Annotated in this window: 17 protein-coding genes; 6 read left to right on the top strand and 11 right to left on the bottom strand. The window is 69.9% G+C overall.

The genetic code is table 11. The features are described 5' to 3' along the window. Positions 1–7: 7 nt before the first annotated feature. From TY25_RS23335 to TY25_RS23315, 5 genes are all read right to left on the bottom strand, one after another. Entirely contained in the window at positions 8–694 is a 687-nt protein-coding gene (locus tag TY25_RS23335; RefSeq protein WP_146154110.1) for a hypothetical protein, read from the bottom strand. Positions 695–1,077: 383 nt separating this feature from the next. Next, positions 1,078–1,869: a TIGR03084 family metal-binding protein gene (locus TY25_RS23330; RefSeq protein ID WP_042259155.1), complete on the bottom strand. Its 792-nt coding sequence runs from the start codon at positions 1,867–1,869 to the stop codon at positions 1,078–1,080. 115 nt (positions 1,870–1,984) lie between these two features. Further along, positions 1,985–3,340 (bottom strand): DUF445 domain-containing protein, encoded by a 1,356-nt coding sequence (locus tag TY25_RS23325; protein WP_042259154.1) that lies wholly within the window; start codon positions 3,338–3,340, stop codon positions 1,985–1,987. 117 nt (positions 3,341–3,457) lie between these two features. Next, positions 3,458–4,534 (bottom strand): PrsW family intramembrane metalloprotease, encoded by a 1,077-nt coding sequence (locus tag TY25_RS40710; RefSeq protein ID WP_052383136.1) that lies wholly within the window; start codon positions 4,532–4,534, stop codon positions 3,458–3,460. Next, entirely contained in the window at positions 4,531–5,064 is a 534-nt protein-coding gene (locus TY25_RS23315; RefSeq protein ID WP_042259153.1) for a hypothetical protein, read from the bottom strand. The genes TY25_RS40710 and TY25_RS23315 overlap by 4 nt, the downstream gene beginning before the upstream one ends. A gap of 228 nt (positions 5,065–5,292) precedes the next feature. Here TY25_RS23315 and TY25_RS23310 point away from each other — a divergent pair, with 228 nt between their 5' ends. Further along, positions 5,293–5,859 (top strand): dihydrofolate reductase family protein, encoded by a 567-nt coding sequence (locus TY25_RS23310; protein WP_042259152.1) that lies wholly within the window; start codon positions 5,293–5,295, stop codon positions 5,857–5,859. A gap of 156 nt (positions 5,860–6,015) precedes the next feature. Beyond that, a complete protein-coding gene (lon, locus tag TY25_RS23305) occupies positions 6,016–8,439 on the top strand; it encodes an endopeptidase La (protein WP_081869043.1) in 2,424 nt (807 codons plus the stop codon). Positions 8,440–8,524: 85 nt separating this feature from the next. Here lon and TY25_RS23300 read toward each other — a convergent pair whose 3' ends face one another. From TY25_RS23300 to TY25_RS23290, 3 genes are all read right to left on the bottom strand, one after another. Continuing rightward, on the bottom strand, positions 8,525–8,965 hold the full coding sequence (locus TY25_RS23300; protein WP_042259151.1) for a PaaI family thioesterase: 441 nt from the start codon (positions 8,963–8,965) through the stop codon (positions 8,525–8,527). Next, complete coding sequence (locus TY25_RS23295; protein WP_042259150.1) at positions 8,962–9,567, bottom strand: TetR/AcrR family transcriptional regulator; 606 nt, start codon at positions 9,565–9,567, stop codon at positions 8,962–8,964. The genes TY25_RS23300 and TY25_RS23295 overlap by 4 nt, the downstream gene beginning before the upstream one ends. Positions 9,568–9,628: 61 nt before the next feature. Beyond that, positions 9,629–10,279, bottom strand: a complete 651-nt coding sequence (locus TY25_RS23290) for a DUF1707 SHOCT-like domain-containing protein (protein ID WP_052383135.1) — start codon at positions 10,277–10,279, stop codon at positions 9,629–9,631. 119 nt (positions 10,280–10,398) lie between these two features. Here TY25_RS23290 and TY25_RS23285 point away from each other — a divergent pair, with 119 nt between their 5' ends. The 3 genes from TY25_RS23285 to TY25_RS23275 all read left to right on the top strand — a co-directional run bounded on the left by TY25_RS23285 (position 10,399) and on the right by TY25_RS23275 (position 13,376). Beyond that, entirely contained in the window at positions 10,399–11,469 is a 1,071-nt protein-coding gene (locus TY25_RS23285; protein WP_042259149.1) for a DNA polymerase IV, read from the top strand. A gap of 81 nt (positions 11,470–11,550) precedes the next feature. After that, positions 11,551–12,546, top strand: a complete 996-nt coding sequence (locus tag TY25_RS23280) for an oxidoreductase (RefSeq protein WP_042259148.1) — start codon at positions 11,551–11,553, stop codon at positions 12,544–12,546. Positions 12,547–12,644: 98 nt separating this feature from the next. Continuing rightward, positions 12,645–13,376 (top strand): TetR/AcrR family transcriptional regulator, encoded by a 732-nt coding sequence (locus TY25_RS23275; protein WP_042259146.1) that lies wholly within the window; start codon positions 12,645–12,647, stop codon positions 13,374–13,376. A 6-nt stretch (positions 13,377–13,382) separates the two neighbouring features. Here the strand turns inward: TY25_RS23275 and TY25_RS23270 are convergent, their stop codons facing one another. Further along, on the bottom strand, positions 13,383–14,330 hold the full coding sequence (locus TY25_RS23270) for a DNA-3-methyladenine glycosylase family protein (protein WP_042259145.1): 948 nt from the start codon (positions 14,328–14,330) through the stop codon (positions 13,383–13,385). Positions 14,331–14,726: 396 nt separating this feature from the next. Then, complete coding sequence (locus tag TY25_RS23265) at positions 14,727–17,546, bottom strand: FAD-binding and (Fe-S)-binding domain-containing protein (protein WP_042259144.1); 2,820 nt, start codon at positions 17,544–17,546, stop codon at positions 14,727–14,729. A 168-nt stretch (positions 17,547–17,714) separates the two neighbouring features. Here TY25_RS23265 and TY25_RS23260 point away from each other — a divergent pair, with 168 nt between their 5' ends. Continuing rightward, on the top strand, positions 17,715–19,595 hold the full coding sequence (locus TY25_RS23260) for an ABC transporter ATP-binding protein (RefSeq protein WP_042259143.1): 1,881 nt from the start codon (positions 17,715–17,717) through the stop codon (positions 19,593–19,595). Positions 19,596–19,647: 52 nt separating this feature from the next. On the opposite strand, the gene TY25_RS23255 is transcribed toward TY25_RS23260, so the two are convergent. Beyond that, positions 19,648–21,177 carry an alpha/beta fold hydrolase gene (locus TY25_RS23255; protein WP_226887112.1) on the bottom strand — a complete coding sequence of 510 codons (1,530 nt, stop codon included), beginning with the start codon at positions 21,175–21,177 and terminating at the stop codon, positions 19,648–19,650. Between the last annotated feature and the right edge of the window lie 36 nt (positions 21,178–21,213).

The following is a 21,213-nucleotide window of genomic DNA, read 5'->3' as shown; positions in this document are numbered from 1 at the left end:
CGACGGGCTACACCGTGACGCTGGGTTGCCCGCCGTGCGGGGCGCCCCCGCCCGGTGCGGCGGCGGGGTCCGGGGCACCGGATCCGGCCGGCCCGGCCGTCACACCGGTGCCTGCCTTCGGAGCGCGATCGATCCGCAGATCGTGCTCGCCGAGCTCCGGATCGGTCAGCAGTAGCACCACCGCGCCACTGCGCGTGTCGAATTCGGTGCGCAGCCGGGTGACCGCTGAGGTGTCCCGCCGCGGGTCGGCGGGCAGTAAGCCGGCGAGCACGGTGACCGCGTTGGTATCGACGGTCAGCGAGATCGTCTCGTCGGGCACCGCGGCGAGTTGCGCGCCGACGTAGGTGTCGCCGAGCCGCAGCCGGCCGCCGACACCGGCGTCATGCGTGGTGAACGTCGAATGCAGCTGCGGGTCAGCCACTTTCGGAGCCGTAGCGGCGACCTCGCGCGGCCGCACGAGCACGGGCAGTTCGTGACTGCCCGCGGTGAGCACCGTCTCGGCGGATACGGGCTCCCCGTCGAATTCCTCGGCGGGCAACGCCGGTGGCGCGGCCGCCGGGCCCGCAGGCCGCTCGGTTTCGGCGATCTGGTGCACGATGTAGGCGCCCGCGACCACGGTGAGACTGAGGCTCGCGGCACCGGCGAGCACGACCGCGGCATGCCGCGCGATATGGGCAGGCTTATGTGTTCTCACGATGCGTTCCTTCCGTCCGCTCAGTTCCCTGGCAGCGGCCCGCATCGTTGAAAGCCGTACAGTTGTCCAGGTTACGGCGCGGGCGCGGAGCGTGCCGGGTCCGGGAGAGCAGGATCACATCGCGGCCCGGACCGGTCGCCGGGCGTCGAGTCCGAATCGCCGGAGTCGTTTATGTTTCCAGCAGGTCGAGCGCGGGTAACCAAGAATTCAGCTGGCGAGCGTCATTCTCGACTGCCACATCGAGACACCCGGCCAATGGCGTCCGGCCGATACGAACGGCGCACCCAAGTGTGGCGCTCGCCGGCTCCCGAATCCTCGGAACTGGTCGGGTGCCGACGACGGCCGGATGCACGCATCCGGCCGTCGTTGTCGTCGGTGGCAGGTCAGGCGAACTGTCCGGCGGTCCGGCCCGCGCCCGTCGGCCCGGCGAAAGCCTGTGCGAGGGTGAGCCATTCGGCAGCGTCGGGACCCGTGGCGACGATCGCGAGATCGTCCGGGTGGCGGCGCTGGGTCACCAGCAGGCAGAAGTCGAGCGCCGGCCCGCTCACCCGCTGTGCGGCGTCCGCAGGACCCCAGGACCAAGTCGTGCCGTCGGGCGCGGTCAGTTCCACCCGGAATTCCGCTGCGGGCGTGGTCTTTCCGTGCACGGTGTAGGCGAAGTTCCTGGTGCGGACGCCGATATGGGCGACCGTGCGCAGCCGGGCGGTCGGCTCCCGGGTGACGCCCAGGGTGTCGGCCACGTCCTGGCCGTGCGCCCAGGTCTCCATGATGCGGGCGGTGATCATCGAGGCCGCGCTCATCGGCGGGCCGAACCAGGGCAGTTTGGTACCCGCGGGCACCGCGCGCAATGCGTCGGTGAGTGTTTTGCGGCCCCGGTGCCACCGGTCCAGCAGCTCCGCGGCGGGTGCGGCCGCGGCCTCCTCGGCCGCGTCGTCGACGAAGGTCAGCACCTTCGGTCCGGCCTCGGTCACCAACCGCTGGAATTCCACGGCATCGGTGGCGGCGACCGTGGCGATCTCGTCGGTCCAGGCCAGATGGCCGATCTGATGGGCGATGGTCCAGCCGGGCGCCGGGGTGGCGCGGGTCCACTCGGTGGCCGCCAGCGGGGCGACGATTCGTTCCAGATCGGCGCATTCCGCGGCGAACTCGCCGAGCAGCGCTTCGAGGTCAGCCATCTGTTCCCCAGCTCCTTACCCGCCGGGCACACCGCCTCGGGTGCCCGCGCCGGTTCAGCATCGCAGCGGCCTCAGAAAAATGCAAGCACGCGTGCTTGTATTTTGTGCCGCGGCTTCACCAGCCGAAGACGATCAGGTGCGAGGCGCCGACCGCCAGTCCGAGCACCGCGCCGTGCAGGTAGAGCAGCCAGGCGTCCTGCTCGACCGAGGCATAGAACATCTCCATGAACTCCCCCGGCGTCAGCTGCCGCAGCTTGCGGGCCGCGAACACGTCGATGGTCTTCGCCTGCTCGAGCGTGAACTCCTCGTCCTCGACCAGCGTCGGCGCCAAGCCGACCGCCGCGCCCGCCGCGCCGGCCTTGAGATTGTCGAACTGGCGTCGCCCGAGCGCCGCGCGGACGAACGAGGTGGTCGGGCCGAGCTGTCGGTGGATCTCGTCGGACACGAGCCGTTCCAGCAGCTGACGGGTCTTGTCACCGTTGGGGCCGTCCAGCAGTTCCTTGGACAGGTTCGGCAGGGTGAGCACCTGGTAGGCCAGAATGTGCGCGAGATCGGTGGCCGCCTGCGGCTGCCGCTTGGCCAGCAGGGCCTGCTGCCAGAGGTACTTGTACCAGGGTTGCGGATCGCCGGGCTCGAACACCATCTTCACCGCGATGACGTTCACGATCACCCCGATCGCCGCCGACGCGAGCAGCACGATCACCCACCCCGGCACCCAGCCCAGCACCGGAATCCGGTGGTGCACATGCATGTACAGCGCCAGTGCGAGCCCGAACGGCGCGCCCAGCAGGCCGATCCGGACCATGAACCGCAGCTCGGGCGCCGCGATCGTGGTGGTCAGATCCTTGAGGATGCCCGGGTTGTCCTGCAGGTACCGGATGACGAAGCTCTTGATATCGATCAGCTGATCGACGTTGTCGCCGAGCGATTCGAACGCGCGCCGGGACAGTGCGGGCAGCTCGCGGTCCACCCGCTGGTAGATGATCTGCTTGGCGGCGCGCGGAACCGTGCGCCACAGGTCCGGGTTCTCCCGGTACATCAGTTCGTCGACCAGCGGTTGCACCTGTTTACGCGCCAGCACCGCGACGTAGTCCGCGATGCCGTCCAGGTCCAGTTCGTGGATGAAATCGCGTGGGCTGCCGATCCGCATCAGCGCCTTGTCCACGCAGATGCTGGCCATCTTCTCGGCCCGCGCCGGAATGAAGCCCTGGAAACCCAACTGCCGCCCGTCCCCGGAGAACGTCGGCAGTACCTGCACCCGGCGCGGGAAATACGGGTACAGCACGTGCAGTCCCGGGATCCGGAAACCGCGAAACCGCACCGGCCAGAACAACATCAGCACGCCGGTCCAGTTGGTGAGCCAGCCCGCCAGCGCGCTGAAGATCGGGAACGTGATCAGGTCGACCACGAACTTGGACTGGCCGGTCAGCTCCTCCCAATCGATGAACACGCCAGCGGCGAGCGAACTCATCGATGGATCTCCCTAGGCCGAACCGGCGGAACCGCCGGTATGAGGTATCAAGGCCCCAACATTGTCATTGCGCCGAAGCGAGTGTCAACGCGGCCCGGGGTTATCGGCAGGGCGGGGTCACGGCACGCGGATACCGGAACCCGCACCGGCTTCCTGCACCCACTCCAGCAGCACGCGTTGCCGCCGCAGCTGTAGCCGGCGGCTGTGCTGACCACTCATCCGTTCCGCCGTGCGGGCCTTTCGCCTGCTGCGCCGGGTGACCAGCGTGCTCAGCTCGCCCGCCGGCGCGATGGCGCGGGTCACCGCCCAGTCCACCACCGCGCGGAACCAGGTCCGCTCGGTGTGCACCACCCAGGCGTAGACCGCGGCGAAGATCAGCACGTACAGCACCGTGCGCAGCAGGATCGAGCCGACCGGGACGTGTGCGGGACTCGGTGCGTCCCAGCCGAAGTGCAGTGCGGCGCCGAGTAGATAGAACAGCAGGAAGACCTGGGCGCGCCGCAGGGGCGGCCAGTCCGTGCGCGCCACCGCCAGCACGATGCCGATCCCCGCCAGCGCGGTGAGCAACCAGTGCGAGGTGACCCCGGTGAGCAACCGCACGATGCCGACCAGCACCGCGTAACCCGGATCATGCTGTGCGGACAGCAATCCGGCGTTGGCCTCGTAGGTGAGGTTCTCGACCACCTGAAAGCCGAGGCCGGTGCAGCCGCCGAGCAGCAGCCCGTGCATCGGCCGGTACAGCAGCGGCCGGGCCAGGCAGGCGACGGCGAAAACGCCGACGCCCTTCACCGCCTCCTCCACGATCGCCGCGGAGATCGGGGCCTGCCAGTCGATGGCGAACGCGTCGCCCGCCAGGTTCTGGATCACCCGCATGTTGTGGTCGTTGGCGAACATCGCGATGCCGGGACCGGCCAGCGCGCCCCACAGGAAGCCGAGCAGCAGCGGTGCCCGGATCCGCCGCCGAGCCCGGAGCCGATCCAAATGCAGTACCAGCCAACCGAATACGGCCAGGGTGGCCAGCGTGAACGGCAGTCCGACCAGGACGTCACGCCAGTTCAGCGCCACCACCGGCGCGAGCTGCACGATCAGCCCGGCCAGGCCGAGCACCGCGATCAGCCAATACGACCAGAACAGCGCCGACCTCGGCCGCCACCACCGCAGCGGCGTGCCCGGCGCCGCGGCCGCCGTGCTCATCGCCGCACCCGCAGGGTCTCGACCACCGGTGTCAGCTCGGCCAGGGTGGCGTCCGCGCCGATCAGCACCAGCGTGACGGCCAGGTTGTCGTTGCCGAGGACGGCGCAGACCCCGGCGCGGTCCGTGCCGCGACAGGTCGGCCCGCCGAAACCGTTCGGCGTCTGTATTTCTCCGCCGTCGAAGGAGCCGTCGAAGCCTTGCAGGCCGAGCACCCGTAACCGCCACTCGGCCGCCGCCGGGAAGTCCGTGACGCCGTCCACCACGCTCACCGCCAGGCGCGCACCGCTCGGCGCCACCAGCACCGCGGTGGTCTGGTCGCCGGTCGGCCGGCGCTGCCAGCCGCCGACGCCGCCGAATTCGATCGTGTCCGGGGCCTCTCCCGGTGCGGTGAGCGTGATCTCGGCGTCGGTGGGCAACGTCGTCTCCCGCACCGGCACGACCGCGGCGAGCACAGCGGGAACCACGATCAGCGCGGCCACCACCGCGAGCAGTACCGCGGCCGGTCCGCCGTCGCGGCTCGATCCCGTCATACCGTGCTCCCCTCGGCGCAGGCTTACCGAGAAACCGCGTCCGACCTGCGGCGCAGCCGGACCAACGATAGAACAGGACGGACCGGTTCGGTGGGACGCGAGCCGCGTATCGCGTGCGGACCGTGCAGATCGGAAACAACCGTAAACAATCCGTAAGCCGCCTCCGGCACTGTGAACGCACACCAGAACAGCGGGCCCGCACCGGGCCCGGCCTCGAAAGGAAACCCGATGCGCAAGCTCAAGCTCCAGGTTCAGACCACCGTCGACGGCTACATGGCGGGCCCGAACGGCGAGATGGACTGGATGACGTTCCCCTGGACCAACGATGTCGGCGCTTACATCACCAAGATCATGGAGCCGGTCGACACCATCGTGCTGGGCCGCAACCTGGCCGAGGGTTTCATCCCTACCTGGGCTTCCCGGACCCCGGAGGACGGCGAAGACCAGGAAACCATCGACTGGATGAACAACACCCCCAAGGTCGTCATCTCCAACTCGCTCGCCGAATCCCCCTGGGAGAACGCCACGGTCGCGGGCGGTGACCTGACCAAGATCATCACCGAACTGAAGTCCCAGCCCGGCGGCGACCTGATCGTCTACGGCGGCGGCACCCTGGTCTCGGCCCTACTCGCGGCGGAACTCATCGACGAAATCCACCTCTTCGTCAACGCCACCGCCATCGGCACCGGCATGCCGGTCTTCGCCCCCGGTGCCTACCAGCGCCTGCGCGCGGTCGGCGCCACCCCCTTCGACTGCGGCATCATCGCCCTGCACTTCGAGCCGCAGCGTTCGTGACCCCCACGCCCCTCGGACCCGGGTGAGACCCGCACCCGGTCCGGGACGTCACTCCCCCGTCGTCTTCGCCGTCAGCGAACAGGGGGATCGGGCGGAACAAAGGGGGTGGGGGCGGGGTTGAGTTGGTATCGCTCAACTTTTGGAAGGGTCGAAGACGTGACTACACCTCAGAACTTGCCGGTGCTGTTCCTGACCGATCCGATCGTGCTGCCGGGCATGGTCGTGCCCATCGAACTGGACGAATCGGCGCAGGCCGCGATCGATGCCGCGCGGGCCGCCAAGACGGACGCCGTGCTGCTCGCGCCGCGCCTGACCGAGGGCTACGCCTCCTACGGCGTGGTCGCCACCATCGAACAGGTCGGCCGGATGCGCGGTGGCGCGCCCGCGGCCGTGTTGAAGGCCGAACGGCGCGCGAAGATCGGGCACGGGGTCACCGGGCCGGGCGCCGCGCTGTGGGTCGAGGCCGAACCGGTCGAGACGCCGGCCGCGGACGGCCGGACCAAAGAGCTGGCCGCCGAATACAAGAAGCTCGTGGTCTCGGTGCTGCAGCGCCGCGAGGCCTGGCAGATCATCGACGCGGTCAACCAGCTGACCGACCCGTCCGCGATCGCCGACACCGCGGGCTACGCGCCGTACCTGACCAACGATCAGAAGCGCGAACTGCTCGAAACCCCCGACGTCACCCAGCGGTTGCACACGCTGATCGAGTGGACCAAGGACCACATCGCCGAGGCCGAGGTCACCGAGAAGATCAGTGACGACGTCCGCGAGGGCCTGGAGAAGAGCCAGCGCGAATTCCTGCTGCGTCAGCAGCTCAACGCGATCCGCAAGGAACTCGGCGAGGACGAACCCGACGGCGCCGACGACTACCGCACCCGGATCGAGCAGGCCGACCTGCCCGCCAACGTGCGGGAAGAGGCCCTGCGCGAGGTCGGCAGGCTGGAGCGGGCCAGTGATCAGAGCCCGGAATCCGGCTGGATCCGGACCTGGCTGGACACCGTGCTCGAACTGCCGTGGACGGTGAAAACCACCGACAACACCGACGTCTCGGCCGCCCGTGCGGTGCTGGACGCCGATCACCACGGCCTGGACGAGGTGAAGGACCGGATGGTCGAGTACTTGGCCGTGCGTTCGCGGCGGGCCGCTCGCGGTCTGGAGGTCGTCGGCGGGCGTGGCTCCGGTGCGGTGCTCGCGCTGGTCGGTCCGCCCGGTGTCGGCAAGACTTCGCTCGGTGAATCCGTGGCGCGGGCCATGGGCCGCGAGTTCGTGCGGGTCGCCCTCGGCGGGGTGCGCGACGAGGCCGAGGTCCGCGGGCACCGGCGTACCTACGTCGGCGCGTTGCCCGGCCGGATCGTGCGCGCCATCAAGGAGGCGGGATCGATGAATCCCGTTGTCCTGCTGGACGAGATCGACAAGGTCGGCTCGGACTTCCGGGGCGACCCGGCGGCCGCGCTGCTCGAGGTGCTGGATCCGGCGCAGAACCACACGTTCCGCGACCACTACCTGGACCTGGATCTCGACCTGTCCGACGTGCTGTTCATCGCCACCGCCAATGTGATGGAGACCATCCCCGGCCCGCTGCTGGACCGGATGGAACTGATCACCGTCGACGGCTACACCGAGGACGACAAGGTCGCCATCGCGCGCGACTTCCTGGTGCCCCGGCAGCTGGAACGCAACGCGCTGACCGCCGACGAGGTGCTCGTGACCGACGCGGCGCTGCGCGAGATCGCGGCGAACTACACTCGGGAAGCCGGCGTGCGGCAGCTGGAGCGGCTCATCGCGAAGGCGTTGCGTAAGGCCGCGACTCGGCTGTCCGAGGGCGGAACCGGCACGGCGACAGCCGAATCCGTGGTCGTCGAACTCGGCTACGGCGCGGACCTCGGCTACGACGCGCTGGTGCAGTCCGATAGGTCGCTGACGATCGACCTCGACAATCTGAAGGACTACCTGGGCCGTCCCCGGTTCACCCCGGACTCGGTGGAACGTACCGCGGTCCCGGGTGTGGCCACCGGACTCGCGGTCACCGGGCTCGGCGGCGACGTCCTCTACATCGAGGCCAACGCCGCGGAGGGTGAGCGGTCGCTGACCCTGACCGGGCAGCTGGGTGACGTGATGAAGGAGTCCGCGCAGATCGCGCTGACCTACGTCCGCTCGCACCTGGAGGAGATCGGCATCGAGCCGTCGGTGCTGGATCGCAATATCCACGTGCACTTCCCGGCGGGCGCGGTGCCCAAGGACGGTCCGTCCGCGGGCGTCACCATGGTCACCGCCCTGGTGTCGCTGGCACTGGACCGGCAGGTGCGCGCCGACGTCGGCATGACCGGTGAGGTCACGCTGAACGGACGGGTGCTGCCGATCGGCGGGGTCAAGCAGAAGCTGCTCGCCGCGCAGCGAGCCGGCCTGAAGACGGTGTTCATCCCGGCCCGCAACGAGCCGGACCTGGACGACGTCCCGGCCGAAGTGCTTGCCGCACTGGACGTCCGCCCCGTCGGTGACGTGGCCGAGATCCTGGCCTACGCCATCGAGCCGGTCGCCGAACCGGCACTGGACGGACCGGCCTTCGCGGCCAGCGCCTGATCCGGACCCGAAGGGCCGGGCACACACCGTGTCCGGCCCTTCGCCGTGTCATGGGGCCCGGCCACCCCTCGCCGGCCCGGCCGGGCTACGCGTCGTGTGTCGCGAGCACGCGGTCGACCGCCCGCGTCGTGCCCTGCGCCACCGCGCACAACACCTTTGTGCCGTCGGCACTCTCGGCGTAGATCTCGCAGCGGACCACCGCTTGGCGGCGGGTCGCGTCGGTGACCGTCGCCTCGGCGCGCAGTCGCACGCCAGCGGCCGGTCGCAGATATGTGATGGTGAATCCACCGGTGAGCACGTTGGCGCCGAGCGCGGTACCCGCCGCGAAGGTGAGCGCGTTGTCGGCCGCGTAGGACAGCACGCCGCCGTGCACGAAGCCGAACTGCTGGCCGAGTTCGGGCCGGATCGGGATGGTGAGCGTCACGGTGCCGGGACCGAAACCGGTGATCTCGGTGCCGACCAATTCGGCGAAAGGCTGTGCGGCAAGGACCTTTTTGGCGAGGTCCAGGTCGATGGGCGCGGTCATGAGCTGCCTTTCGTGCGCGCGCCGGAGTTCGGCCGCGCGGAATCGGAGGGTGTCGCGGCCAGGCTCAGCCAGGCGGCGTCGGCGAGTTCACCGGCGACGTCGAGGGGGCTGGCCGGTATGGCGCCGCTGAGCCACTGCCGCGAATACTCTTGCGTCGCACCGAGCCACAGCGCGTAGACCAGATCCAACGGCAGGTCGCGGACCGCGCCGTAGCCTGCGTGCGTGCGCCACCAGCGCGCGACATTGCGGAGGAACTCGCGATTGCTCTCGCTCTCGCGCACACCCGGCGGCCGGGCGGACATGAGAACCTGTGCCCGGTACTGGTTTTCGGCCACCCAGCGCAGGTGCTCGCGGACGCCGGCCGTGACGCCCCCGTGCGCGTCGGCGCTCTCGCCCACCACCGCCCAGAAATGCCGCTGGTAGTCCTCCAGCGCGTGCGCCCACACCTGCCGATAGAGGTCGGCCTTGTCCGGGAAATGGTGATAGAGCGCGCCGACGCTCGCGCCCGCGGCCTCGCGGATCTGCGCCAGCGTCGCCTCCAGCGCGCCCCGTTCCGCGAACTGCCGCTCGGCCGCCAGCAGCAACCGATCTCGAATCTTCACAACCAGAATTTAGTTCTGTTTTCGCGGCACGGCAATGGTGCGTGCCGGGATCGAGGAAACCTCAGGCGATAGGCCGCGGACGGCCGCGTAGCCAGTCCGCGAAGGAGCGCCGCGGACGGCGCGGATACTTCGCGAGCAAGGTGCCCGAACGGACCTGCCCGTCGACCCGCAGCAGCGGCGCACCCGGCCGCACCGGCTCGATCGCCTTGTTCCGTACGCTGCCGCTCTTGCTCTGCACCCGATCGAGGTCGACCCACCAGCCGCGCGGCACCAGCAGCGTGATCTTGCCGGACCCGACCACCGCGTGCACCGTGACCTCGCGATGCGGGCAGATCGCCTGCGTGAAGTCGATGACGATACTGCCGGAAGAACATTCGGCGGTGATCTCGGCCGGGACGATCCACTGCCCCGCCTTCTTGCGGGTGCCGCTGCCCGTGCGCAATTCGATCGGCGCACCGGCGACCGCGGCGCTCGGCAGATCCGAGGTCACGGCCGCCAGATCGGTACTGGTCTGCGCGGAGTAGACCAGGACCAGCCTGCGGTCCAGTTCGGGCAGGTCCAGCCGGCCCTCCTCGACCGCGAGGTGCAGCAACCGCGCGGCGGTCTCCCGGTCGGCGTCGCCCACGCGGATCGCGGGCAGTCGAGCGGCCTGGGTTGCGGGCACATCGGGTGCCCGGCCGGCCGTCGGATCGCCGCCGCGCCGCTTCGTCATCGCTGCCCCCTTGCTCCGGATCAGGAAAATGGTACGTCCGGGGACCGCTCGCGGCCGCCGTCAGCGGGCGATCGTGCGGAAATCCGCTGGATGTCAGCCCTGTGCGGTAAGACGGAACTATGGCCAGATGGCTGTTGCACGTCGATCTCGATCAGTTCCAGGCGGCGGTGGAGTTCCGCCGCCATCCGGAACTGCGTGGCCTGCCGGTCATCGTCGGGGGCAACGGCGATCCGACCGAGCCGCGCAAGGTGGTCACCTGTGCGTCCTATCCGGCGCGCGCGTTCGGCGTCCGGGCGGGCATGGCGTTGCGCAGCGCGCAGCGCAAATGCCCGGAGGGCGTGTTCCTGCCGTTGGACATGGCCACCTACGAGGAGGCCTCGGACGAGGTCATGTCGCTGCTGCGCACCTTTCCCGGCCGGGTCGAGGTGTGGGGCTGGGACGAGGCCTTCCTCGCCGCCGACCTCGACGACCCGGAGGTGCTGGCCGCCGAGATCCGCGGCGCCATCGCGGAATTGGAGCTGACCTGCGCGGTCGGCATCGGTGACAACAAACTCACCGCCAAGCTCGCCACCGGTTTCGCCAAGTCCACCGGCAAGACCGCCGCCGCGCCGGAGGCAAGCGCGGGCGCGGCCGCGGGGGTCTTCCGGCTCACCGCCGCGAACTGGACCGAGGTGATGGCGCACCGTCCCACCAACGCGCTGTGGGGCATCGGCGCGCGGATCGCCACCCGCCTCGCCGATCTCGGCATCGAAACCGTCGCCGACCTCATGGCCGCCGACCGGCAGCGCCTGGCCGCCGAGTTCGGCCCCACCACCGGCCCGTACCTGTGGGTGCTGGGGCACGGCAAGGGCGACACCGACGTCACCACCGAACCGCGAGTTCCGTTGGGCCGCAGCAAATCCGAGACGTTCCCACGTGACCTCACCGACCCGGGCGAGATCCGCGCCCAGGTCGCCCGGCTGGCCACCGAGGTCGCCGAGGAGATGGCCGAGGCGGGGCGGATCGGCACCCGGGTCTCGGTCACCGTCCGGACCAACACCTTCTACACCCGCAGCAAACAGGAAAAGCTGCCGGTGCCCACCATCGACCCCGCCGAGATCAGCGAGACCGCGCTGCGCATCATCGATCGCTTCGACCTCACCCGCCCGGTGCGGTTGCTCGGGGTGCGGCTGGAACTCGTCCCGGAGTAGGCGTGCAGACCGTTTCACCGGTTGAGATCGGCGCGGTCCGAAGCCGGGCTCCGGACGTGCTGTCCCACTAAGCTCGTCCGCATGGAGTTCTGGGCGATGGTGGCGCATGAATCGGATAGCGGGATCGTTCTCACCAAGCAGGAGGTGGGGGAGGATTTCCTCGGGCCTGGCGATGTGACGATCAAGGTGCACTACTCCAGTGCGAACTTCAAGGACGGGCTGGCCATCACGCCCGGTGGCGGGGTGGTCCGCAAGTACCCGATCATTCCGGGCATCGATCTCACCGGTGAGGTGGTCTCCTCCGCAGACGACGCCTTCACCCCCGGCGACCTCGTGGTGGCGCACGGCTACGAGATCGGCGTCTCGCAGCACGGCGGGTTCGCCGAATACGCGCGGGTCCCCGCCGAATGGGTGGTGAAGCTCGACGGCCTGAGCCCGCGCGACGCGGCCGCGCTCGGCACCGCCGGTTTCACCGCGGCGCTCAGCGTGCAGGCGCTGCTCGACCGCGGGCTCACCGTCGAGGACGGCCCGGTGCTGGTCACCGGCGCGACCGGCGGTGTCGGCAGCGTCGCCATCGATATCCTGTCCGGCCTCGGCTACGAGATCGTCGCGTCCACCGGCAAGACCGATGCCGGTGATCTGCTCAGCGAACTCGGCGCCAACGAGGTGATCGGCAGGCTGCCCGAGGATCCCGACGCCAAGCCGCGTCCGCTGGGCAAGGCGCGCTGGGCCGCGGCAGTGGACAGCGTCGGCGGTAAGTCGCTCGCACACGTCTTGAGCACCGTCAGCTACGGCGGCGCCGTCGCGGCCAGCGGTTTGACCGGGGGCGCCGAACTGCCGACCACGGTGCTGCCGTTCATCCTGCGCGGTGTCGCCCTGCTCGGCATCGACTCGGTCAACCTGCCGATCGAGAAGCGCCGTGCCCTGTGGACCCGGCTCGGCAACGAGTTCCGCCCGCAACACCTTTCGGCCCTCACCCAGGTCGCCCCGATCACCGAGGCCGCCAAGGTCTTGCACAGCATCCAAAGCGGATCGCACACGGGCCGCACGGTATTCGGAGTACTCGGCGAATTCTGATCCCGCCTCCTTCCGTTGTGGACTATGTGCGCAATGATGCATAGTGTTCGCAGCTGCGAACGTTGTGCGCCACGCTTGTTCGTGACGGAAGGAGACGGATGTCCGCCGAGAAGCATCAGGTCGGCTCGGTGTGGACGCGGCCGCGCAAAGGCCGCGAGCAACCCGCGCTGACCAGGGAGCACATCGTGACCGCGGCGGTCGCGCTGCTCGATGCCGAGGGCATGGAGGCGCTCACCATGCGCCAGCTCGGCGCGCGTCTGAACGCCGGCGCGACCTCCCTTTATCGGCATGTCGCGAATCGGGACGAGCTGATCGAGCTGGTGGTCGACGAGGTCTACGGCGAGATCCGGCTGCCCACCGCCGGCGATCCCGCGGCCTGGCGCGCGGCGGCGGCCCAGTGCGCCGACGAATTACGCGCGATGATCCTGCGGCATCCGTGGATCGCCTCGACCCTGGGGCAGGTTGGTCTGTACTACTTGGGCCCGAACGTGATGCGGATGAACGCGCGGATGGCCGAGGTGTTCGCCGCGGGCGGCTTCGCGACCGAGGAGGTCTCCGACGCGATCGGCACCCTGCTCGGCTACATCATCGGCGTCGGCATCACCGAGGCCGCGTGGATCTCGCTGCTGGCCCGCAGCGGCCAGAGCGAGCCGGAACTGCTCGCGAGCCTGCGACCCGCCGCCGAACAAGCGGCGGAGGAGTTCCCGCAGTTGCGGGCGACGACCCCCGACGCGGAGTGGAACACCGATCCCGCCCGAATTCGGGACAAGCGCTTCGCCTACGGGCTCGACCGGGTGCTCGACGGGCTGGACGCCCGGCGCACCCGCTAGCAGGGTTCAGTGCCAGGTGTGATCGGTGATCGGGGTGCGCGGCCCGAACTTGGGCCGGTGCGCCTGACCGCTGATCTCCAGCAGCCGGACCGCCCGATAGCGGTGCGGCCGTAGCGGTTCCAGGTATTCGACCATGGTGTCGTCGTCGATCGGATGGCCGAGCAGCGTCCAGCCCACCACGGCGGCGAGGTGGAAGTCGCCGACCGAGAGCGCGTCCGCGTCGCCGAACGCCCGCTGGGCGATCTCGGCGGCGGTCCACACCCCGATACCGGTGATGGTCCGCACCCGGCGCGCCGCCTCGACCGGGTCGACGTCGGCCGCGCGCTCCAGCGAACTCGCCACGCGGGCGGCGCGCACGATGGTCTGCGCGCGCTGCGGGCCGACGTTGGCCCGGTGAAACGCCCAGGACGGCACGCGCCGCCAGGTCTGTGCGTCCGGCGCCACCCGCATACCCTCCGGTGCCGGCCCCGGTGCGGGATCGCCGAACTGCCGCACCAGCTTTCGCCACGAGGCACGCGCCGCGACGGTGTGCACCTTCTGCTCCAGCACCGCCGGTACCAGTGCCTCGAACACCAACCCGGTGCGCAGCATGCGCAAGCCGGGGAATCGGCGATGGGCCTCGACCAGCTTGGGATGATCCGGCGCGAAGCCGTCCAGGTCCTCGTCCAGGCAGAGCATGTGTGCGAGCCCGTCCAGGAATTCTTCGGCGCCGGGGCCCCAGGCCTGCGCCCGCACCGCGCACGGACCCGACTGGGTCAGCCGGTAGGTCACCGGTCCCGAGGCCATGCGGGAGGCGTGCCAGTGCGCGCCGTCCGGGGTCGTGCGATGGCACGGGTCCCCGGCGCCGCGGCGTAGCGGGGCGATGGTGCTGGCCAGGTCGATCGGACGGTCGGAGGTGACGGTCCTGGCCCGGCCGGTGGGACCGGTTCCCGGCTCGGCCGTCGCGCTGTGCATCGGACCATTCTGCCCGACCGTCCTATCCGGTCGTACTCAGCTCCACCCAGCTCGGCACATCGGGCACGCACAACACTATTCGGCACTTCGGCTATGCCAAGCATCACCGCAGCGCGCCGGAATTCTGTAACGCGAGGAACAGGGGTGGCGATATTCGAGCGGTCGGCAAACACCTGGCAGAGTTGTCTGCTCTGGCCGGTTCGCGCCGAGTATCGTTCCCGGTCGCTGTATGGAGGTATCGCATGATCACCAACCTGCTCAACTGGTTGCTCAACGCCTGGGGTGGCGTTTCCGCGGGCAGCTCGGGCTACCAGATCCCGCCGGGCACCCTGCCTTTCGGCAGCTGATCGGGGCCGTGCCCGCGTCGTGTTTGCACCCGATGCGGGCTGGAAAACCTCACTCCTGCACCAGGAACTGCGACAGATGGCGGGCGGGGCGCCCGGCCAGTTGGGCCGCCTGGGTACGGCAGGAGAAGCCGTCGGCGAGGAACACCGTCTCCGCCGCCGCGGTCCGCAGGGCGGGCAGCAGGCCGTTCTCGGCCACTGCGACCGAAATGTCGTAATGGCCGCGTTGCATTCCGAAGTTTCCGGCCAGACCGCAACAGCCGGTGATTTCGGTCACGGCAATTCCCATTCTGGTTAACAGTCGGCGATCGGCATCGAAGCCGAGCACCGCGTGCTGGTGACAATGCGGCTGCACCACCACCGAATGGTCCGGTCGGTACGGTGGGCGCCAGTCCGGTTGTTCGGTCAGGAATTCGGCGAGTGTGCGCACCGCCCGTGCCGTCGGCGCGGCGCGCGGATCGTCCGGCAGCAGTTCGGGCAGGTCGGACCGTAAGACGGCAGTGCACGAGGGTTCCAGGCCGAGCACGATGCCGCCGCCGCGGACGTGCTCGTCCAGCGCGTCCAGCGTGGCACGCAACCGCGCCCGCGCACCGTCCAGTTGCCCGGTGCTGATCCAGGTGAGCCCGCAGCACACCCGCCGGGCGGGAACACGCGCCCGATATCCGAGCGACTGCACCAATTGCGCTGCGGCCATGGCTATCTCGGGGTCGAACGCGTCGGTGAAGGTATCCACCCAGAGCATCACCTCGGGCCGTTGCGCCGCCGCGTCGGCAGTATCGGGATGTGCTTTTCCGGCCGTGGGGAGCATGCCGCCGAGGTCGCGCCACCGCCGCCGGAAGCTGCGGTCCGCCAGCCGGGGCACCGGCCTGCGCGGATCGATCCCGGCCGCGCGCAACCCGATTCGCCGCAGTGGACCGATCTCGGCTAGCGCGTTGGCGGCCCGCGGCACCTTCGTCGCCAGGGACAGCCACCGCGGCAACCACCCGAGCGAGTAGTGGTCGATCGGCCGCGGCCTGCGCCGGTAGCGGCGATGCAGCGCCTCGGATTTGTAGGTGGCGACGTCGACCCCGGCCGGGCAGTCCGAGGCGCAGGCCTTGCAGGACAGGCACAGATCCAGGGACTCGGCCACCGCGTCGGACGACCACGTCAGCGTGCCACGGGCCACCTCCTGCAGCACCCGCGACCGGCCGCGGGTGCTGTCCTTCTCGTCCCTGGTGGCCAGATAGGACGGGCACATGAAGCCGCCGCTCGCGCGGGTGTCCGCGCGACACTTCCCGACGCCGACGCAGCGGTGCACCGCGGTACTCAGATCGCCGTTGTCGTGCGGGAACGCGAACCCGCCCGCGGCGGGCAGCAGCGGCAGCCCGGCCACCCGCAGATCGGCGTCGAGCGGTCGCGGCGCCACCAGCACACCGGGGTTGAATACGTTGCCCGGATCGAAAAGTGCCTTGTACCCAGCGAATACGTCGAGCACCGGCCGGGAGTACATGAGCGCGAGCAACTCCGAGCGCGCGCGGCCGTCGCCGTGCTCACCGGACAGCGAGCCGCCGTGGCGCACCACCAATTCGGCGGCGTCGAAGAGGAACCGCCGGAAACGTTGCGGGGCCTCGGCGATCGGAAGGTCGAGCCGCACGTGAATGCATCCGTCGCCGATGTGGCCGTACAGCAACCCGTCCACCCCGTGCGCCCGCGTCAACTCGGCGAAATCCCGCAGGTAGGCGCCGAGCCGTTCCGGCGGCACCGCCGCGTCCTCCCAGCCGGGCCAGGCCGGATGCCCGTCCGGTGTGCGACCGGCCAGCCCCGCCCCGTCCGCGCGGATGTGCCAAAGCGACGCCGCCACAACCGGATCCGTGACGATGCGCGCGTCCACCGCCGCGACCGAGCGGCGGAGTCGGTCGGCCGCGGCCATGGCCTCGTCCCGGCTCTCGCCCGCGGTCTCGACGAACAGCCACCCGCCGCCGTGCGGTAGTTCGGGCACGGTGCCGCGGTGGGCGCGGACCACGTCGACCAGCCGGGCATCGATGCCCTCGACCGCAGTCGGTTTGCAGGCCATCACCGCGGCGACATCGTCTGCGGCAGTGGCGATATCGGGATAGCCGAGCACCGTGAGCACGGTCGCCCGCGGCAACGCGACCAGCTCGACGGTCGCGTCGAGCAACAGACCGCAGGTGCCCTCCGACCCGACGAACGCCTTCGCGACCGACGAACCCCGCTCGGGCAGAAGATGTTCGAGTCCGTACCCCGACGCCTGCCGATCGAAGCGGCCCAGGTCGGTGCGCAGCACCGCGAGGTTCGCCGCGGTGAATTCGGTCAGCCCCGGCAGTACGGACAGCTCGTGCGCGAGCCGCCGCTCCGCACCGGTGCCGTCGAGAATTCGCAGTTCGCGCACCGTATCCGAGGTGCGTCCCCAGGCCACCGCGCGCGGGCCGCAGGCGTTGTTGCCGATCATCCCGCCGAGGGTGCACCGGTTCTGCGTGGACGGGTCGGGTCCGAACCGCAGCCCGTATTGCTTTGCCGCACCCTGCAATTGCGCCAGCACCACGCCGGGCTGCACCCGGGCGGTGCGGGTCTGCGGATCGATTTCGACGATCTGGTGCATATGCCTGCTGAAATCCAGCACCAATCCGGGGCCGATCGCATTGCCCGCCACCGAGGTGCCGCCGCCCCGCGCGGTCACCGGCAGGCCTGCGTCGCGGGCGAACTCCAGCGTGGTCCGCACGTCCTCGTCGTCGCGCGGAAAGATCACGGCCCGCGGCGGCACCCGATAGTTCGACGCGTCCGACGAATACTCCGCCCGTCGCCGCTCGGACGCGTCGACCTCACCCGTGAGTCGCCCCCGCAACGCCGCCAGCACCCGGTCCTCGGTCACCACGCCAGCCTAGGCGCGGCCCGGTGACCCGCGCTCGCCGCGCGGCCGACCGCGGCGGTTTCGCTGTGCGCAGAAGAAATGCCCGCGGGATGGGCTTGTGCTCAACCTTTGTTGAGGTCTTAGTGTCGGTGCCGAGGGCTTGAATGGGTGGGGAGTGAAAGGACTCAAAAGGTGAGTATCGAATCGGTGGCGTGGAGCCAGATGTACCGGCGGGCGAACGCGCCGGCAGAGCAGCGGCCGTTCCGCCTGGCCACCGCGCGCCGCATTCTCCGGTTCGCCGCTCCGCATCGGCGGCGGATCGGGGCGTTCCTGCTGTTCAGCGTGCTCGCCGCGCTGCTCGGCGTGGCGACGCCGGTGCTGGCCGGGCGGGTGGTCAACGACATCGTCAACGGGGCCGCGCCGCGCGTCGTGATCACCCTGGCCGTCGTGATCGGACTGATCGCCGTGGTCGATGCCGTGCTCGGCGTGCTGATCCGATGGTTGTCCTCACGCATCGGCGAGGGCCTGATCCTGGACCTGCGGACCGCGGTGTTCGATCACGTGCAGCGGATGCCGGTCGCGTTCTTCACCCGGACCAGGACCGGCGCGCTGGTCAGCCGGTTGAACAACGACGTCATCGGCGCGCAGCGCGCGTTCAGCGACACGCTGTCCGGGGTCATCACGAACCTGGTGACCTTGGCGCTCACGCTCGCGGTGATGGTGCGGATCTCGTGGCAGATCACCCTGCTGGCCCTGGTCCTGCTGCCGGTCTTCGTGGTGCCCGCACGCCGGATGGGCAATCGGCTGGCCGGCCTGCAACGGGAGGCGGCGGGTCTCAACGCGGCCATGAGCACCCAGATGACCGAGCGGTTCTCCGCGCCGGGCGCGACGCTGGTGAAACTGTTCGGCAGGCCGCGGCAGGAGTCCGACGAGTTCGAGCTGCGTGCCCGCCGGGTCCGCGATATCGGCATCCGGACCGCGATGTTGCAGACGGTGTTCGTCACCTCGCTGACCTTGGTATCGGCGCTCGCGCTCGCGCTGGTCTACGGCCTCGGCGGGTGGTACGCGCTGCGCGGCCAGCTCGACGCGGGTGCGGTCGTCTCGCTGTCGCTGCTGCTCACCCGGCTCTACACCCCGCTGACCGCGCTGGCCAGCGCCCGGATGGAGATCATGGCCGCGCTGGTGAGCTTCGAGCGGGTGTTCGAGGTGCTGGATCTGAAACCGCTCATCGAGGACGCGCCCGATGCGGTCGCGGTGCCAGCGGGACCGGTCGCGGTGGAGCTGGACGATGTCACCTTCGCCTACCCCGCCGCCGACAAGGTCTCGCTCGCGTCGCTGGAAGACGTGGCGACCTTGGACACCCGCGGCGGGGTCGACGTGCTGCACAACGTCTCGCTGCGCGCCGAACCCGGCCAGCTCGTCGCGCTGGTCGGCTCGTCGGGCGCGGGCAAATCCACGGTCGCGCAGCTGGTTTCGCGACTGTACGACGTGGACAGCGGCGCGGTGCGGCTGAACGGCACCGATGTCCGGGACCTGAGCACCACCTCCCTGCGTGACACCGTGGGCCTGGTGACCCAGGACGGGCATCTGTTCCACACCACGATCCGCGCGAATCTGGCACTGGCGCGCCCCGAGGCGACCACGGACGAACTCTGGGATGCCCTGCAGCGCGCCCGGTTACGCGACCTGGTCGAATCGCTACCCGACGGACTCGACACCGTGGTCGGCGAGCGGGGTTACCGCCTCTCCGGCGGCGAACGGCAACGCCTGACCATCGCCCGCCTGCTGTTGAAGCAGCCGCGCGTCGTCATCCTGGACGAGGCGACCGCCTCGCTCGACTCCACCTCCGAAGCCGCGGTGCAGGAGGCGCTGTCGGAGGCATTGGCGGGCCGGACCGCGCTGGTCATCGCGCACCGGTTGTCCACCATCCGCGCCGCCGATCAGATCCTGGTGCTGGAGGACGGCCGAATCATCGAGCGCGGCAACCACTCCGAGTTGCTGGCCGCCGAGGGGCGCTACGCCGAGCTGTACCGGACCCAGTTCGCCGACGAACCGGCGACGGTCGCGGCCTGACGGGGTTCGGCCCCGATGCCTGAGGGGTCATCGGGGCCGGATGCCGTCGGTGCTATTTCGCCGCCGCGCCGTCGGCGGAGCAGTCCACGTCGGTGTCGGGCAGTACGCCTTCGGCGAAGTAGGTGTTGATCGCCTCGTTCACGCAACTGCTCAGATCCGGCCGAAAAGCCAGGTGGATACGCACATCTCGCAGCGTGACCAACGTCGACGCGCTCAACTGCTGGTGCAGCCGCAGCGCGTGCTGGTACGGCGTGCGCGGGTCGCCGGTCGACTGCACGATCAGCGCGGGCACCGCATTACGCACCACCGTCGGCGCCTCCACCGGTCCCGGCCAGAACGCGCACGGTTGGATATTGCCCGCCATCGCCCCGAAAACCGGCTGAGTGGTGCGGGTTTCTTCGATCGTGCGCCAGTACCAGCCCGGATCCCGCGGCACCCCGGCGTCCCCGCAGGCGATCTGGGCCAGCGTGGAATTCTCACCGTCGCGCAGCGCGGTCAGGATCGCGGCGAGCCGGGGCGTGCGGGCCTCGGCCGGTGGGCCGCCCGCCGCGTCGGCGATCTCCCGGATGGTCTGGGCCAGTGCGTCGTTCAACCGGAAGTTCATCAGCATCCCGTGCAGCACGAACGGCAGCCAGTGGTCATCGATGGCGAAATCATCGATGACGATCGGCTGCCGCGCGGCCGTGCGGATCAGCTGCTCGACCGTGGCACGTACCTGCTCAGGCGTACCGCCGAACCGGTATATCTCGTCTTTCGTCGCAGCCCAGGCGGCCCAGTCGTCCAGCGCGATCTCGTCCGCCGGTCCCCAATCCTGGACCAGCCCCGCCCAGTACCGGTCCGGGTCGATGGCGCTGTCCAGCACGATCCGCCCGCTGCGGTCCGGGAACAGTTGTGTGAACACCGCGCCGAGGTAGGTGCCGTAGGACGTGCCGTAGTAGTCGAGCGTCGGCTCGCCGAGGACGCCGCGCACGACGTCCATGTCCCGGGCGGTGTTGCGGGTGGTGAACTGCCGCATCATCTCCGGGTCGTGCACCAGGCAGCCGGCGGCCATGCCCGCCGACTGCACCGTGTCGTGCACGAAGCCGGACAGATCCAGGCCCGCCGACCGGACCATCTCGCCGACCGGCCACCCGCAGCGCTTGCTGCGCCCCGATTCGCCGACGCCGCGCGGATCCATCCCGATCAGATCGTGCGTGGCCAGCACCGCCGGGGACAGGACGTCGCCGAGCAGATCGATACTGTCCAGCCCTTCGGCGCCGGGCCCGCCCGGGTTCGCCAGCAGAATCCCCTGCCGCCGGGCGGGTTCGGCCGCCTTGACCCGCGATATCGCCACTGTCATGGTGCGGCCGTCGAGCTTGCCGTAGTCCAGCGGCACCAGCACGTCCGCGCACTCGCCGCCTGCTTTGTCCAGATTGTCGATGCCGCAAGGTTTCCAGGCGAGCTGCTGACGATAGAACCGCTCCATGCCGCCGGGCGCCGGGTCCGCGCCGGGCGCGGCGCTGCCGTATCCGGCTACCGGCACCGCGGCCAGTAGCGACACCGTCAAGACCGCCAGCGAACGCCGGAACAGTCGCACCACCACCAGAGTTCGCCTCTCCCGCACACACCTCATCGCGCA

It is taken from the genome of Nocardia brasiliensis NBRC 14402 (genome assembly GCF_000308475.2).
Lineage (GTDB): Bacteria > Actinomycetota > Actinomycetes > Mycobacteriales > Mycobacteriaceae > Nocardia > Nocardia brasiliensis.
Note: the sequence above shows the minus strand (reverse complement) of the source record. Positions and strands in the feature narration are given on the sequence as shown.

Coding starts and splice junctions, on each gene's coding strand:
- TY25_RS23330 (WP_042259155.1), bottom strand. CDS start 1,869: ATGGCTGACCTCGAAGCGCTGCTCGGCGAGTTCGCCGCGGAATGCGCC.
- TY25_RS23325 (WP_042259154.1), bottom strand. CDS start 3,340: ATGAGTTCGCTCGCCGCTGGCGTGTTCATCGATTGGGAGGAGCTGACC.
- TY25_RS40710 (WP_052383136.1), bottom strand. CDS start 4,534: ATGAGCACGGCGGCCGCGGCGCCGGGCACGCCGCTGCGGTGGTGGCGG.
- TY25_RS23315 (WP_042259153.1), bottom strand. CDS start 5,064: ATGACGGGATCGAGCCGCGACGGCGGACCGGCCGCGGTACTGCTCGCG.
- TY25_RS23310 (WP_042259152.1), top strand. CDS start 5,293: ATGCGCAAGCTCAAGCTCCAGGTTCAGACCACCGTCGACGGCTACATG.
- TY25_RS23300 (WP_042259151.1), bottom strand. CDS start 8,965: ATGACCGCGCCCATCGACCTGGACCTCGCCAAAAAGGTCCTTGCCGCA.
- TY25_RS23290 (WP_052383135.1), bottom strand. CDS start 10,279: ATGACGAAGCGGCGCGGCGGCGATCCGACGGCCGGCCGGGCACCCGAT.
- TY25_RS23285 (WP_042259149.1), top strand. CDS start 10,399: ATGGCCAGATGGCTGTTGCACGTCGATCTCGATCAGTTCCAGGCGGCG.
- TY25_RS23280 (WP_042259148.1), top strand. CDS start 11,551: ATGGAGTTCTGGGCGATGGTGGCGCATGAATCGGATAGCGGGATCGTT.
- TY25_RS23275 (WP_042259146.1), top strand. CDS start 12,645: ATGTCCGCCGAGAAGCATCAGGTCGGCTCGGTGTGGACGCGGCCGCGC.
- TY25_RS23270 (WP_042259145.1), bottom strand. CDS start 14,330: ATGCACAGCGCGACGGCCGAGCCGGGAACCGGTCCCACCGGCCGGGCC.